Consider the following 14,668-nt stretch of genomic DNA (forward strand, 5'->3'; position numbering starts at 1 on the left):
GAAACTTTAGCCGAAAAGCCAGTGAATTTACGCATCTGGGTCTGGGAAAAATTCAATCTTTTGACCAGAAATAAATAATTGAAAAGAATAATTTGCACACCTGTAAATTAGTTTCTACTTTTGTCGCAAATTTGCGACAGTAAAACCCCAATCATCAAATGGGTTATGACGATATATGACAGTGGGCGCAAATGAGGTTAATTCTAATTTAGCTTAAAGAGGAATGGCGGTATCTTTCCGCAGGAGAAAGATACCGGATGTGATTATTTGGCGGGAAGTTTGATGTCTTTAAACATCTCTTCGATATCTTCGTTGGAGCGTAACGCTACGGCCGTATCTACCACGTCACGCGTTAAATGGGGCGCGAAGCGTTGAATAAAATCATACATATAGCTGCGCAGGAACGTGCTGCGACGAAAACCAATCTTGGTGGTGCTGTGGCTGAAGATATCATGCGCGTCCAGACGCACCAGATCCGGGTCTGAGACAGGATCCACCGCCATGCTGGCAATAACCCCCACGCCCAGGCCCAGACGCACGTAGGTTTTTATGACGTCCGCGTCCGTCGCGGTGAAGACAATCCGAGGCGTTAATCCGGCGCGGTTAAAAGCGGTGTCCAGCTCAGAACGGCCCGTAAAACCGAACGTATAGGTCACCAGCGGGTATTGCGCCAGCTCTTCTATTGTCACTTCACCCTTACCCGCCAGCGGATGGTCAGGGGTCACGACAATGGAGCGGTTCCAGTGGTAGCACGGCAACATAACCAGGTCATCGTACAGATGAAGGGCTTCCGTCGCGATGGCAAAATCGGCATTACCTTTGGACACGGCCTCGGCAATTTGTGTCGGCGATCCCTGATGCATATGCAGGGAAACGCGGGGATAGCGTTCAATGAAACCTTTAATCACCCCGGGAAGCGCGTAACGCGCCTGGGTGTGCGTGGTGGCAATATACAGTGAGCCTTTATCCGGCCAGGTGTGTTCCCCTGCAACGGATTTAATGGCATCAACTTTGGAAAGCACTTCCCGCGCAATGCGGATAATTTCCTGTCCTGCCGGCGTGACCTGCGTCAGGTGCTTACCGCTGCGGGCAAATATCTGAATACCCAGCTCATCCTCGAGCATACGCACCTGCTTGCTGATGCCGGGCTGCGAGGTATAAAGGCCTTCTGCGGTGGAAGAGACATTAAGGTTGTGATTAACGACCTCAACGATATAGCGAAGCTGCTGTAATTTCATGCCAGACCATCCGATTTAACGCACGCGACAATCGCTTAAGACGATTTAATAATAAGAAACGGGTTAACTATAACCACTATATCATTTATAGCCAGGCTGTATAGTACGGAACAAAAAATAATAACGAGGTAATAAAAAAGGGCCGGAGATCCGGCCCTTTCACAGGTAAGTTACGGTAAGAGATGATTATTTTTTGCCTTCAACCCATTTACCGTCAACAAAGAAGGCTGACCATCCGGTCGCTTTACCCTCTTTTTCTGCCGCCACATACTGCTGCTTCGTTTTACGGCTGAAACGCACCACGGTTTTGTTGCCTTCCGGATCCTGCTGTGGCGCATCGGCCAGGTAACGCAGTTTCTCCGGCAGGCGATCGCGGAAGCGGTACAGTTCTTCGACCAGCGGCGCACGAGTCTCGCGCGATTTCGGGAAGGTATTAGCGGCCAGGAACACCCCGGCAGCGCCGTCACGCAGGACGAAATAGGCGTCTGACTTCTCGCACGGCAATTCCGGAAGCGGAACCGGATCTTCTTTCGGCGGCGCAACTTCACCGTTACGCAGGATCTTACGCGTGTTTTTACAGTCGTCGTTGGTACATGCCATGTACTTACCGAAGCGTCCCATTTTCAGGTGCATTTCGGAACCACATTTCTCACACTCCACGACCGGACCGTCATAGCCCTTAATGCGGAACTCGCCTTCTTCGATCTCATAACCGTCGCAGGTCGGGTTATTGCCGCAAACGTGCAGCTTACGTTTCGGATCGATCAGATAGCTGTCCATCGCCGTGCCGCATTTCTTACAGCGGCGTTTGGCGCGCAGCGCGTTGGTTTCCGCATCGTCCCCTTCCAGCACGTTGAGAACTTCGTTCTCCGGCACGAGGTTGATGGTGGTTTTGCAGCGCTCTTTTGGAGAAAGTGCATAACCAGAACAACCGAGGAATACGCCCGTTGTTGCAGTACGGATCCCCATTTTGCGGCCACAGGTTGGGCAGTCGATGCTGGTGAGCACCATCTGGTTAGGCAGCATGCCGCCTTCTTCAGGATCTTTCTCAGCTTTCTCAAGCTGGCTGGTAAAATCGCTGAAGAAGCTGTCGAGAACTTTCTTCCACTCGGCCTTATGGCTGGCAACCTCATCGAGGCTGTCTTCCATCTGCGCGGTGAAGTCATAGTTCATCAGCTCACGGAAGTTAGCTTCCAGACGGTCGGTGACAATCTCACCCATTTTTTCAGCATAGAAACGACGGTTCTCAACACGAACGTATCCACGATCCTGAATGGTCGAAATGATTGACGCATAGGTAGACGGGCGACCGATGCCGCGTTTTTCCAGCTCTTTTACCAGCGATGCTTCGCTGAAACGCGCAGGCGGCTTGGTGAAGTGCTGAGCCGGGACCAGATCGACCAGCGACAGCTCGTCCCCTTTGTTGACGGAAGGCAGCGTTCTGTCTTCATCACCTTTGCGCAGCGCAGGCATTACTTTTGTCCAGCCGTCGAAGCGCAGGATACGACCGCGCGCTTTCAGGCGGAAATCACCCGCACCAACGGTCAGCGTGGTGGAGTCGTATTTCGCTGGCGTCATCTGGCAGGCCACGAACTGGCGCCAGATCAGCTGATACAGCTTCTGCGCGTCCGCTTCCATATCCTTCAGCGATTCGGCCAGGACGGAAACGTCAGAAGGACGAATCGCTTCGTGCGCTTCCTGAGAGTTCTCTTTGCTGGCGTACTGATTAGGACTGTCCGGCAGGTATTTCTTACCGAAGTTATCCTCAATATAGCCGCGCACCATGCTGACAGCGTCCTGGCTCAGGTTGGTGGAGTCAGTACGCATGTAGGTAATGTAACCCGCTTCATACAGACGCTGGGCCATCATCATGGTTTTCTTAACGCCGTAACCCAGACGCGTGCTTGCCGCCTGCTGGAGCGTTGACGTGATAAACGGTGCGCCAGGCTTGCTGCTGGTCGGTTTGTCTTCACGATCCAGAACCTGATAACGCGCTTTTTCCAGCAGCGCCACGGCGGCCATGGTCTGGTCGCGATTTTCAGGACGGAACGGCTTGTCGTTGTGGTGGCTCACCTGCAACGGCAGCGCATCGCCGCCCGGCGTGGTGACGTTGGCATCCACCTCCCAGAACTCTTCCGGGACGAACGCTTTAATTTCGCGTTCGCGTTCAACAACCAGACGTACGGCCACGGACTGCACGCGCCCCGCAGACAGGCCGCGAGCGACCTTTTTCCACAACAGCGGCGAGACCATGTAGCCTACAACGCGGTCCATAAAGCGACGCGCCTGCTGAGCGTTGACGCGGTCGATATTCAGTTCACCCGGCTTTTCAAACGCCTGACGAATCGCATTCTTTGTAATTTCGTTAAACACTACGCGGCTGTAGCGTTTGTCATCACCCCCGATCACTTCCCGCAGGTGCCATGCGATGGCCTCCCCTTCGCGGTCAAGGTCGGTTGCGAGATAAATGTGGTCTGCTTTTTCAGCAAGCTGCTTCAGCTCGTTAACGACTTTTTCTTTGCCTGGCAGCACTTCGTATTGTGCATCCCAGTTGTGCCATGGGTTAACACCCATGCGGTTGACAAGCGCGCTACGTTCATCCTTTTTAGGCTTTTTAGCCCCTTTGGTGGAGGTAGAGTCTGCGCTCTTTTTGCTGGCTGAACCACTGGTCGGCAAATCGCGAATGTGACCAACGCTGGACTTAACCACGTAGTCATTGCCCAGATATTTATTGATCGTTTTGGCTTTTGCCGGGGACTCAACGATGACGAGAGCTTTACCCATATTCACCTTTACCTAATTTAATTCTTCCAGGAATACGCCGCACGTTGATTTCCCTTCCGCTGACGACGAGCCATTGATATTGCGACGTCGTCAGGGGATATCAACCCCTATGTCTTACCGAACGTCAGAATGGCGACATCCAGGTCATTGAGTTTTCGGGTATTTTTCTCACATCAAAGTTCATTCGTGACGAATTCCCGGTCGAATGTCAAGCAATTCTGTTGCCAGAATGACGAAAGCGCACACTGTACCTGATAAAATTCGTTACGCAACTTTATTAGCATGCAAAAGCAATTCCCGCCAGCCAATCCCCTTTCCTTATCCCCTCGGATAACAGGGAAAATTTGCCCCTGAAGCGACCCAGGCGTAGACTATTGTCACTGTTTAAGGAGTGGAATATGCAGAAAACGACCCAACCCATTGACCGAGCTTCTCTGCTTATCGAAGCAAACAAACTCATTCGCGACCATGAAGACACCCTGGCGGGGATCGAAGCGACTGGCGTGGAACAGCGTAATGGCGTGCTGGTGTTCAGCGGTGAATATTTCCTTGATGAACAGGGGTTGCCAACCCCGAAAAGCACCGCCGTATTTAACATGTTTAAATACCTGGCGCATGCCCTCTCAGAGAAGTATCACCTGGTCGATTAAAAGTAAAAACGCGAGGCATATGCCTCGCGTTTTTCTTTAGAGCAACGGCTTTTGTCCGCGCTGCAACCAGCGCAGCAGCAGGCGATCCGCGCTTTCTGCCGCACTACTGGTAAAACGGTCGAGGAGGCGCTTACGACGGGTGAAGCGCACCCCCACCAGCTCACGGCCTTCCATCAGGTTTATCAGGAGATCGTCGCTGGTACCCACTTCATCCACCAGCCCTTTCTCCTGCGCCTGCGTGCCGTACCAGTGTTCGCCCGTAGCTACCTGCTCAATGTCCAGCGTTGGGCGCATGCGGTGCACGAAATCTTTGAACAGATGGTGGGTTTCGTTCAGATCTTCCCGGAACTTCTGCCGACCCTCTTCGGTGTTCTCGCCGAGCAGCGTGAGCGTACGTTTGTACTGACCCGCCGTATGCAGTTCGATATCGATCTCTTTGTTTTTCAGGAAACGATTGAAGTTAGGGATCTGCGCGACCACGCCAATCGAGCCGATAATTGAAAAAGGTGCTGCGACGATTTTATCCGCCACGCACGCCATCATGTAGCCGCCGCTCGCCGCGACTTTATCTACCGCTACGGTGAGCGGGATCTGTTTATCACGCAGACGCTGTAACTGCGACGCCGCCAGTCCATACCCATGCACGACGCCGCCGGGGCTTTCAAGGCGTACTACAACCTGATCCTGCGGTGTCGCCACGGCCAGTACCGCCGTCACTTCTTCGCGCAAAGAGGAGACTTCATGCGCATCCATGCTGCCTTTAAAATCGAGCACATAGACGCGCGGCTTTGGATCAGCCTGCGGCGCGGCGAGCTTTGCTTTCGCCTTCGCCGCTTTGGCTTCCTGCTTACGTTTTTTCTTATGGGCTTTTAGCCACAGCTTCTGTTGATGATCGTCCAGCAGCGCCAGAGACATCTCCTCCTGCATCTCTTTATACTGCTCGCTCAGGCGGGTAATGCGTAACTCACCACGCTGACGCTTACGCTGCGTCAGGTTGACAATCAGAGCGGCAATCACCGCGATAGCAATAACCACCGTCGCGATTTTCGCCAAAAACAACCCATATTGAGAAAGTAATTCCACGCGTCCACCTTGATTTAACCACGAATCTTTCACGCCAGTGTACAACAGCCCTGCGCGGGCGTCTCGCTCTGGACATTACCTCTGCGAGGCGGCTTCAGGAATCCCCCTGTTCTGGTTTAAATCTTTGCAAATTGTTAATTTCCCAGCGTTCTGTCCTGTAGACTGATTGAATTCTGACGCTGTTTCGGGCATAAAGCCGAAAAGTCATAAATAAAGGTGCAAGTCACGCTCAATGCGCCTGAGGAGCCACCGTGCATTATCAGCCACAAAAAAACCTTCTACAGAACCGCATCATTCTGGTTACCGGTGCCAGCGACGGAATTGGTCGTGAAGCGGCGCTGACCTATTCTGAATATGGTGCGAACCTTATTCTGCTGGGACGTAATGAAGAAAAGCTAAAATCCGTTGCCCGTGAAATCGAAGACGCCGGCGGTACGCCCACGCCCTGGTATACGCTCGATCTGCTGACCTGCACGCCAGCGTCATGTCAGGCCCTTGCCCAGCGCATCAGCACGCATTATCCCCGTCTTGACGGCGTGCTGCACAACGCGGGATTGCTGGGCGAAGTGCGCCCGATGGATGAACAGGATCCGGAGATTTGGCAGCAGGTGATGCAGGTTAACGTCAACGGGACGTTTTTCCTGACCCAGGCCTTGCTTCCTTTATTACTCAAATCAGATTCTGGCTCGCTGGTGTTTACCTCCTCCAGCGTAGGTCGTCAGGGCCGTGCGAACTGGGGGGCTTACGCAGCCTCAAAATTTGCCACCGAAGGAATGATGCAGGTGCTGGCTGAAGAGTATCAAAACCGCCATTTGCGGGTAAACTGCATTAACCCTGGCGGTACGCGCACCAAAATGCGTGCGAGTGCGTTCCCGACAGAAGATCCGCAGAAGCTTAAAACCCCGGCCGATATCATGCCCCTTTACCTGTGGCTGATGGGTGACGACAGCCGTCGTAAAACCGGTATGACCTTCGATGCCCAGCCAGGCCGCAAACCGGGGATATCGCAATGAGTGAAGACCGTCATCAGCAGCGCCAGCAGCGTCTGAAAGAACAGGTTGACGCACGTGTGGCCGCCGCCCAGGACGAACGCGGGATCCTCATCGTGTTCACCGGTAACGGCAAAGGCAAAACCACAGCCGCCTTCGGTACCGCCACCCGCGCCGTTGGTCATGGGCAGAAAGTGGGCGTGATCCAGTTTATCAAGGGGGAATGGCCCAACGGCGAGCGTAATCTACTCGAACCGCATGGCGTTGAGTTCCAGGTTATGGCGACGGGTTTCACCTGGGATACCCAGAACCGGGAAACGGATACCGCAGCCTGCCTCGCCGTCTGGGAGCATGCCAAAAGAATGCTCTCTGACCCGACGCTGAATATGGTGTTGCTGGATGAGATCACCTATATGGTGGCCTATGACTACCTGCCGCTGGAAGCCGTGCTGGAGGCGCTCAGGAATCGCCCTGCACACCAGACGGCGATCGTCACGGGGCGCGGGTGTCATCGGGATATTCTGGAGATTGCAGATACCGTCAGCGAGCTGCGTCCGGTTAAGCATGCGTTCGATGCGGGTATCAAAGCGCAGATAGGGATTGATTACTAAAGAAAAAAGCCCGGTATCTTTACCGGGCTTTTCGATTAGCCGTTGTTATTGCGGCTGCCAGAGCGGCGATTGCTGCTGACCTGGCTGTGACGCTTCACCGCACGGCGGATCTGATTTGCCTTCATGCGACGACGATCTTTTTCCACCGCCACTTTCGAGGTGGTTTCTGGCGTCAGGCCAACCAAATCGCGCAGGTAGTTGGTCTGGGTCAGATCCAGTTCGGTATACCCGCCGCGTGGCAGACCCTTAGGCAGCAGAATGTCGCCATAGCGGACGCGGATCAGTCGGCTCACCTGTACGCCTACCGCTTCCCACAGACGACGAACCTCGCGGTTACGTCCTTCTGTCAGGGTCACGTTGTACCACTGGTTAATGCCTTCACCACCGGTAAACTTGATGGTTTTGAACGCCGCAGGGCCGTCTTCAAGCTGAACGCCACGCGACAGATCGCGCAGTTTGTTCTCATCAACCTGGCCGAAGACGCGCACGGCGTATTCACGCTCCACTTCACGACTCGGGTGCATCAGGCGGTTTGCCAGTTCACCATCGGTGGTGAAAAGCAGCAAGCCGCAGGTGTTCACGTCCAGACGCCCCACGGCAATCCAGCGGGCGCCACGCAGTTTTGGCAGACGGTCAAAGACCGTCGGGCGGCCTTCCGGGTCGTTGCGGGTACACAGTTCGCCTTCCGGCTTGTAGTAAGCCAGTACGCGACAGATCTGTTCAGCAGACTCTTTCACGGAGATAAGATGGCCGTCAATGCGGATCTTGAGCCCCGGTACGATTTCTACGCGGTCGCCGAGCGTGGCAATTTTGCCGTCCACGCTCACGCGGCCTGCTTCAATAATGGCTTCGATTTCACGGCGCGAACCGTGGCCGGCGCGCGCCAGCACTTTCTGTAACTTCTCGCTCATTGAGCTTCCTCAGGTGTCGCCTTCACAGGCGTCGAATCAGGTCAAAAACAGGGCAGCGCCCTGCTTTGATGGCCGCGTAGTATATCTGCTTACACCCTTACAAGAAAGGCTTTACATCGCCCACGCCTTCACGAATGACTTCTGGCGCATCTTCGGTGAGATCCACCACGGTGGTCGGCTGCTGGCCGAGATAGCCGCCGTGAATAATCAGCTCCACCACCTTCTCCAGACGATCTTTGATCTCTTCCGGGTCGGACTCGGTAAATTCACTCCCCGGCAGCATCAGCGATGTGGAGAGCATCGGCTCGCCGAGGGTTTCCAGCAGCGCCTGGGCGATCGGGTTAGACGGCACGCGCATCCCGATGGTTTTGCGTTTTTCCTGCAACAGCCGGCGCGGCACCTCTTTCGTGCCTTTCAGGATAAACGTGTAGTTACCCGGCGTGTTGTTTTTGATCAGACGAAAGGCCACGTTGTCGACGTACGCGTAGGTCGACAACTCGGAGAGGTCGCGACACATCAGGGTAAAGTTGTGGCCGTCCGGCAGCTGGCGGATGCGACAGATACGCTCCATCGCCCCTTTGTCTTCGATTTTACAGCCCAGCGCGTAGCCAGAATCGGTTGGGTAAACAATTACGCCGCCTTTGCGGACGATTTCCACAGCCTGATTAATCAGGCGTGGCTGCGGGTTATCCGGATGGATATAGAAAAACTGACTCATACTTCCCTCTCTTCAATTTGCTGTGGCTGTTCCCAGAGCTGCCAGACAGGCTCAACGCCCGCAGGTAACCAGAGCTTGCGCCCCAGTTCAATCCACGCGCAGGGCTGATGGAAATCTGAACCCTGTGACCCAAGCAGGCCAAACTGGCGGGCGTAGGTCGCAAGCTGCGAACGCTCATTGGGAGCCTGCTGACACTGGGCAACTTCCATCGCCTCACCGCCGCATTCGGCAAAGTGCGCCAGCAGCCTTTTCAGCCATTTAGCAGAAAGATTATACCGCCCCGGATGGGCCAGTACGGCCTTACCACCAGAATGATGAATGACATCAATAGCTTGTTTTATTGTACACCACTGGGGGGGAACGTATCCGGTTTTCCCGCGCGCCAGATACTTTTTAAAAACATTCGCCATGGTCGTCGCTTTACCGGCTTCAACCAGAAAACGGGCGAAATGGCCGCGCGTTACCGCCCCGCCGTTCGCGAGCTTACGCGCGCCTTCCAGCGCACCGGGAATATGCGCCTTCTCAAGACGTTCGCCTATCATCTCCGCGCGCTGATTGCGGCGTGCTTTTTGTTCTTGCAAAAAAGCCCGCATTGCCGGATGTTCTGTATCTATGTTCAGGCCAACGATATGAATTTCGTGGTTTTCCCAGAGCGTGGAGATCTCAACCCCGGGTATGAGATTTAGCGCCAGTCCGCTGCGGGCAATCTCCGCACGCGCGGCGGGGATGGCGTCGGTTGTGTCGTGATCGGTTATTGCCAGCGTGCCGACACGCATTTCAACGGCGCGATGGACCAGGGCTTCGGGCGTCAGCAGGCCATCTGAAGCCTGCGTGTGGCTGTGTAAATCATAAATTACGGCGTAGGTGGTATCGCTCAAAGCACTTCCCATAACAGTCTGGAGACATCCGAAGCCCCTATGATACCGACTTACCGTGAAATACTGAAATCAGGGGTTGACAACACGCCATCGAACTAGTTAACTAGTACGCAAGTTCACACGAGAAAGGTATCTGAAAATGACAGCACATTTCGCTCTGCACGGTTGGTGGCGTACTTCCTGATCTTCGGGCAGTGTCACGCGTCTGCGAAATGCAAACAGATACCCGCCCGCTACCCAGCGGGCTTTTTTTTGAACAAAATATGAGAACAACAACATGCAAACAGCCAAACCACACCTCGAACTGCTGACCTGCGAGGCGGCCTATCGCCATAACCCTACCGCGCTGTTTCATCAGGTGTGCGGCGCACGTCCCGCGACGCTGCTGCTGGAGTCTGCGGATATCGACAGCAAGGACGACCTCAAAAGCCTGCTGCTGGTTGACAGCGCGCTGCGCATTACCGCGTTAGGTGACACCGTCACCATCAAGGCGTTGTCTGACAATGGCGCGTCGCTGCTGCCGCTGCTGGATGCGGCGCTGCCTTCAGGCATTGAAAATGAACGGCACCCGGACCTGCGTATTCTGCATTTCCCGCCGGTGAGCCAGCTGCTGGATGAAGATGCCCGCCTCTGCTCGCTGTCCGTTTTCGATGCCTTCCGCCTGCTGCAAAATCTGGTCACCGTGCCGGAAGATGAGCGCGAGGCGATGTTCTTTGGCGGGCTGTTTGCTTACGACCTGGTAGCCGGCTTTGAAGATTTACCGGAAACCGAGCAGGGCAATCGATGCCCGGACTACTGCTTCTACCTTGCCGAAACCCTGCTGGTGATCGACCATCAGAAAAAATATACCCGCATCCAGGCCAGCCTGTTCACCCCGTCGGGGTCTGAAAAAAACCGCCTTGAGCAGCGCATCGCGCAACTGCAACAGCAGATGTCGGAAGCACCGCCTGCGCTGCCGGTGCAGCGCATTGAGGAAATGACCTGCGAGGTAAGTCAGACCGACGATCAATACGGCGCGGTGGTACGTCAGATGCAAAAAGCGATTCGCGCCGGGGAAATTTTCCAGGTGGTGCCGTCCCGTCGTTTCTCACTGCCCTGCCCGTCGCCGCTGGCGGCTTACGATGTGCTGAAAAAAAGCAACCCAAGCCCGTACATGTTCTTTATGCAGGACAATGACTTCACGCTGTTTGGCGCGTCGCCGGAAAGCTCCCTGAAGTACGACGCCACCAGCCGACAGATTGAGATCTACCCGATTGCGGGCACCCGTCCACGCGGCCGTCGTGCCGATGGTTCCCTGGACCGCGATCTCGACAGCCGCATCGAACTGGAAATGCGTACCGACCACAAAGAGCTGTCCGAGCACCTGATGCTGGTTGACCTGGCGCGTAACGATCTGGCGCGAATTTGCACGCCGGGCAGCCGTTACGTAGCGGATCTGACCAAAGTAGACCGCTACTCCTTCGTCATGCATCTGGTTTCCCGCGTGGTCGGTGAGCTGCGCCACGACCTCGACGTTCTGCATGCCTACCGCGCCTGCATGAATATGGGCACCCTGAGCGGCGCGCCGAAGGTGCGCGCCATGCAGCTGATTGCCGAAGCGGAAGGACGCCGTCGCGGCAGCTACGGTGGTGCGGTGGGCTATTTCACCGCTCACGGCGATCTTGATACCTGCATCGTGATCCGCTCCGCCTACGTTGAGGACGGCATTGCTACCGTCCAGGCCGGGGCCGGGATTGTTCTTGATTCTGTTCCGCAGTCTGAAGCTGACGAAACCCGCAGTAAAGCACGCGCGGTACTGCGCGCCATTGCTACCGCACACCATGCACAGGAGATTTTCTGATGGCTGACATTCTGCTGCTCGATAATATCGACTCCTTTACCTACAACCTGGCAGATCAGCTGCGTGCGAATGGTCATAACGTTGTTATCTATCGCAACCACGTTCCGGCTCAGACGCTGATTGACCGTCTGGCGACCATGCAAAACCCGGTGCTGATGCTCTCCCCGGGGCCGGGCGCGCCGAGCGAAGCGGGCTGTATGCCTGAACTGTTGACACGCATGCGCGGCAAGCTGCCGATTATCGGTATCTGCCTCGGCCACCAGGCAATCGTGGAAGCCTACGGCGGTTACGTCGGTCAGGCGGGTGAGATCCTGCATGGTAAAGCGTCGAGCATTGAACATGACGGTCAGGCGATGTTTGCCGGACTGCCGAACCCGCTTCCGGTGGCGCGTTACCACTCGCTTGTCGGCAGCAATATTCCGGCCGGGCTGACCATCAACGCCTCGTTTGAAGGAATGGTGATGGCGGTTCGTCATGATGCGGATCGCGTCTGCGGGATGCAGTTCCACCCGGAATCTATCCTGACGTCCAATGGCGCGCGCCTGCTGGAGCAAACGCTCGACTGGGCGCTGCAAAAGCTGGAGCAGACCAATACCCTGCAACCGATTCTGGAAAAACTGTATCAGGCCCAGACCCTGAGCCAGCAGGAGAGCCACCAGCTTTTCTCCGCCGTCGTGCGGGGCGAGCTGAAGCCTGAGCAGCTGGCCGCTGCGCTGGTGAGCATGAAAGTGCGCGGCGAAAGCCCGCAGGAGATTGCCGGTGCGGCCACCGCGCTGCTGGAAAATGCCGCCCCGTTCCCGCGTCCGGACTACCAGTTTGCGGATATCGTCGGGACCGGTGGCGACGGCAGCAACAGCATCAACATTTCGACCGCCAGCGCCTTTGTGGCGGCGGCCTGCGGCCTGAAGGTGGCCAAGCACGGCAACCGCAGCGTCTCCAGCCGGTCCGGTTCGTCCGACCTGCTGGCCGCTTTCGGCATCAACCTGGACATGAACGCCGAGCGTTCCCGTGAAGCGCTGGATGACCTGGGCGTCTGCTTCCTGTTTGCGCCGAAGTACCACACCGGTTTCCGCCACGCGATGCCGGTTCGCCAGCAGCTTAAAACCCGCACGCTGTTTAACGTGCTCGGTCCCCTCATTAACCCGGCGCACCCGCCGCTGGCGCTGATTGGCGTTTACAGCCCGGAGCTGGTGCTGCCGATTGCCGAGACGCTGCGCGTTCTGGGTTACAAACGTGCCGCCGTGGTACATAGCGGCGGAATGGATGAGGTTTCTCTGCATGCGCCTACGCTGGTGGCCGAACTGAATAACGGTGAAGTGCTGAACTATCAGCTTGAGGCCGCTGACTTCGGGTTGACCCCGTATCATCAGGATGCGCTGGCTGGCGGTACACCGGAAGAAAACCGTGACATTCTCACGCGCTTATTACAAGGTAAAGGTGAGGCTGCCCATGAGGCCGCCGTGGCGGCCAACGTTGCCATGCTGATGCGTTTACATGGCGAGGAAGATCTGAAAGCCAACGCCCAAAAAGTTCTGGACGTACTGCGCTCCGGTGCAGCTTACGATCGCGTTACCGCACTTGCGGCAAGAGGGTAAATAATGCAGACCGTTTTAGCGAAAATCGTTGCCGATAAGGCCATCTGGGTGGAAGCCCGCAAGCAACAGCAGCCGCTTGCCAGTTTCCAGAATGACGTCGTGCCGAGCAGCCGTCGTTTCTATGATGCCCTCCGGGGCGCGCGCACTGCGTTTATTCTGGAGTGTAAAAAAGCGTCTCCGTCCAGGGGTGTGATCCGTGACGATTTCGACCCGGCGCGTATTGCCGGTATCTACAAGCATCATGCGTCTGCCATCTCCGTGCTGACGGATGAAAAATATTTCCAGGGCAGCTTTGATTTTCTGCCCGTCGTCAGCGGCATCGCCCCGCAGCCGATTCTGTGCAAAGACTTTATTATCGACCCGTATCAGATTTGGCTGGCGCGTTTTTATCAGGCCGATGCCTGCCTGCTGATGCTCTCCGTGCTCGACGACGAGCAGTATCGCCAGCTCTCCGCCGTCGCGCATAGCCTGAATATGGGCGTGCTGACCGAAGTGAGCAACGAAGATGAGCTGGAGCGCGCCATCGCGCTGGAGGCGAAAGTGGTCGGCATTAACAACCGCGATCTGCGCGACCTGTCGATTGACCTCAACCGCACGCGCCAGCTTGCGCCGCGTCTGGGCGCGGGCGTCACGGTGATCAGCGAATCCGGCATTAACAGCTACGCCCAGGTGCGCGAGCTGAGCCACTTTGCTAACGGTTTCCTGATCGGCTCCGCGATGATGGAACACGACGATCTCAATGCTGCCGTGCGCCGCGTGCTGCTGGGTGAAAACAAAGTCTGCGGCCTGACCCGCGAACAGGATGCGCAGGCCGCGTATGAAGCGGGCGCCATCTATGGAGGCCTGATCTTTGTTGAGTCCTCTCCTCGCGCGGTTAGTGAAGAGCAGGCGCGCAGGGTGATTGCGGCTGCCCCACTCAGCTATGTGGGCGTATTCCGCAATGCGGATATCACCGACATTGCAGCAAAAGCGGACGCGTTATCCCTGAGCGCGGTCCAGCTGCATGGCGACGAAGATCAGGCGTATATCGATGCTCTGCGACATGTTCTGGCGCCTCAGGTTCAGATCTGGAAAGCGCAGAGCGTCGGTGACACCCTGCCCGCGCGTAACCTGAATCATGTTGATAAATACGTGCTCGACAACGGTCAGGGCGGCACGGGGCAGCGCTTCGACTGGTCGCTGCTGCGTGGAGAAGCGCTGGACAATGTCCTGCTGGCGGGGGGATTAAGCCCCGATAATTGTGTGGAAGCAGCCAAAACCGGCTGCGCCGGCCTCGATTTCAATTCAGGCGTAGAGTCCCAACCGGGCATAAAAGACGCCAGCAAGCTGGCATCGGTATTCAAAACTCTGCGTGCATATTAAGGAAGAGAA

General features: G+C 56.0%; 13 protein-coding genes and 1 other annotated feature. Of the genes, 7 read left to right on the forward strand and 6 right to left on the reverse strand.

The window, feature by feature from the left end:
- Positions 1 to 263 precede the first annotated feature (263 nt).
- Both cysB and topA read right to left on the reverse strand, forming a co-directional pair.
- A complete protein-coding gene (gene cysB / locus DBR02_RS22105) occupies positions 264 to 1,238 on the reverse strand; it encodes an HTH-type transcriptional regulator CysB (RefSeq protein ID WP_006810844.1) in 975 nt (324 codons plus the stop codon).
- A gap of 186 nt (positions 1,239 to 1,424) precedes the next feature.
- On the reverse strand, positions 1,425 to 4,022 hold the full coding sequence (topA, locus tag DBR02_RS22115) for a type I DNA topoisomerase (RefSeq protein WP_063866559.1): 2,598 nt from the start codon (positions 4,020 to 4,022) through the stop codon (positions 1,425 to 1,427).
- 398 nt (positions 4,023 to 4,420) lie between these two features.
- On the opposite strand from topA, the gene DBR02_RS22120 reads away from it, so the two are divergent.
- On the forward strand, positions 4,421 to 4,672 hold the full coding sequence (locus DBR02_RS22120; RefSeq protein ID WP_063452272.1) for a YciN family protein: 252 nt from the start codon (positions 4,421 to 4,423) through the stop codon (positions 4,670 to 4,672).
- 36 nt (positions 4,673 to 4,708) lie between these two features.
- Here the strand turns inward: DBR02_RS22120 and sohB are convergent, their stop codons facing one another.
- Complete coding sequence (gene sohB, locus DBR02_RS22125; protein ID WP_107535475.1) at positions 4,709 to 5,755, reverse strand: protease SohB; 1,047 nt, start codon at positions 5,753 to 5,755, stop codon at positions 4,709 to 4,711.
- 251 nt (positions 5,756 to 6,006) lie between these two features.
- Here sohB and DBR02_RS22130 point away from each other — a divergent pair, with 251 nt between their 5' ends.
- Both DBR02_RS22130 and cobO read left to right on the forward strand, forming a co-directional pair.
- Positions 6,007 to 6,768: a YciK family oxidoreductase gene (locus DBR02_RS22130; RefSeq protein ID WP_107535476.1), complete on the forward strand. Its 762-nt coding sequence runs from the start codon at positions 6,007 to 6,009 to the stop codon at positions 6,766 to 6,768.
- Entirely contained in the window at positions 6,765 to 7,355 is a 591-nt protein-coding gene (cobO, locus tag DBR02_RS22135; RefSeq protein WP_063866556.1) for a cob(I)yrinic acid a,c-diamide adenosyltransferase, read from the forward strand. Before DBR02_RS22130 ends, cobO begins: the two co-directional genes overlap by 4 nt.
- 35 nt (positions 7,356 to 7,390) lie before the next feature.
- Here the strand turns inward: cobO and rluB are convergent, their stop codons facing one another.
- The 3 genes from rluB to rnm form a co-directional block, all read right to left on the reverse strand.
- On the reverse strand, positions 7,391 to 8,266 hold the full coding sequence (gene rluB, locus DBR02_RS22140; RefSeq protein WP_003856794.1) for a 23S rRNA pseudouridine(2605) synthase RluB: 876 nt from the start codon (positions 8,264 to 8,266) through the stop codon (positions 7,391 to 7,393).
- A 97-nt stretch (positions 8,267 to 8,363) separates the two neighbouring features.
- A complete protein-coding gene (locus DBR02_RS22145) occupies positions 8,364 to 8,984 on the reverse strand; it encodes an L-threonylcarbamoyladenylate synthase (protein ID WP_003856793.1) in 621 nt (206 codons plus the stop codon).
- Positions 8,981 to 9,874: an RNase RNM gene (gene rnm / locus DBR02_RS22150; protein ID WP_107535477.1), complete on the reverse strand. Its 894-nt coding sequence runs from the start codon at positions 9,872 to 9,874 to the stop codon at positions 8,981 to 8,983. The genes DBR02_RS22145 and rnm overlap by 4 nt, the downstream gene beginning before the upstream one ends.
- Before the next feature lie 127 nt (positions 9,875 to 10,001).
- On the opposite strand from rnm, the gene trpL reads away from it, so the two are divergent.
- The 4 genes from trpL (at position 10,002) to trpCF (ending at position 14,659) form a co-directional block, all read left to right on the forward strand.
- Positions 10,002 to 10,046 (forward strand): trp operon leader peptide, encoded by a 45-nt coding sequence (gene trpL / locus DBR02_RS22155; protein WP_071524153.1) that lies wholly within the window; start codon positions 10,002 to 10,004, stop codon positions 10,044 to 10,046.
- Positions 10,023 to 10,116, forward strand: a sequence feature (Trp leader region). (Overlaps the previous gene by 24 nt.)
- Before the next feature lie 23 nt (positions 10,117 to 10,139).
- Positions 10,140 to 11,702, forward strand: coding sequence for an anthranilate synthase component 1 (locus tag DBR02_RS22160; protein ID WP_107535478.1), 1,563 nt, complete (start codon positions 10,140 to 10,142; stop codon positions 11,700 to 11,702).
- Complete coding sequence (trpD, locus tag DBR02_RS22165) at positions 11,702 to 13,297, forward strand: bifunctional anthranilate synthase glutamate amidotransferase component TrpG/anthranilate phosphoribosyltransferase TrpD (RefSeq protein WP_063866553.1); 1,596 nt, start codon at positions 11,702 to 11,704, stop codon at positions 13,295 to 13,297. The genes DBR02_RS22160 and trpD overlap by 1 nt, the downstream gene beginning before the upstream one ends.
- 3 nt (positions 13,298 to 13,300) lie before the next feature.
- Positions 13,301 to 14,659, forward strand: a complete 1,359-nt coding sequence (gene trpCF, locus DBR02_RS22170) for a bifunctional indole-3-glycerol-phosphate synthase TrpC/phosphoribosylanthranilate isomerase TrpF (protein ID WP_107535479.1) — start codon at positions 13,301 to 13,303, stop codon at positions 14,657 to 14,659.
- Positions 14,660 to 14,668 lie beyond the last annotated feature (9 nt).

Source organism: Enterobacter cloacae complex sp., assembly GCF_900322725.1.
In the GTDB taxonomy this organism is placed as follows: Bacteria; Pseudomonadota; Gammaproteobacteria; order Enterobacterales; family Enterobacteriaceae; genus Enterobacter; species Enterobacter quasihormaechei.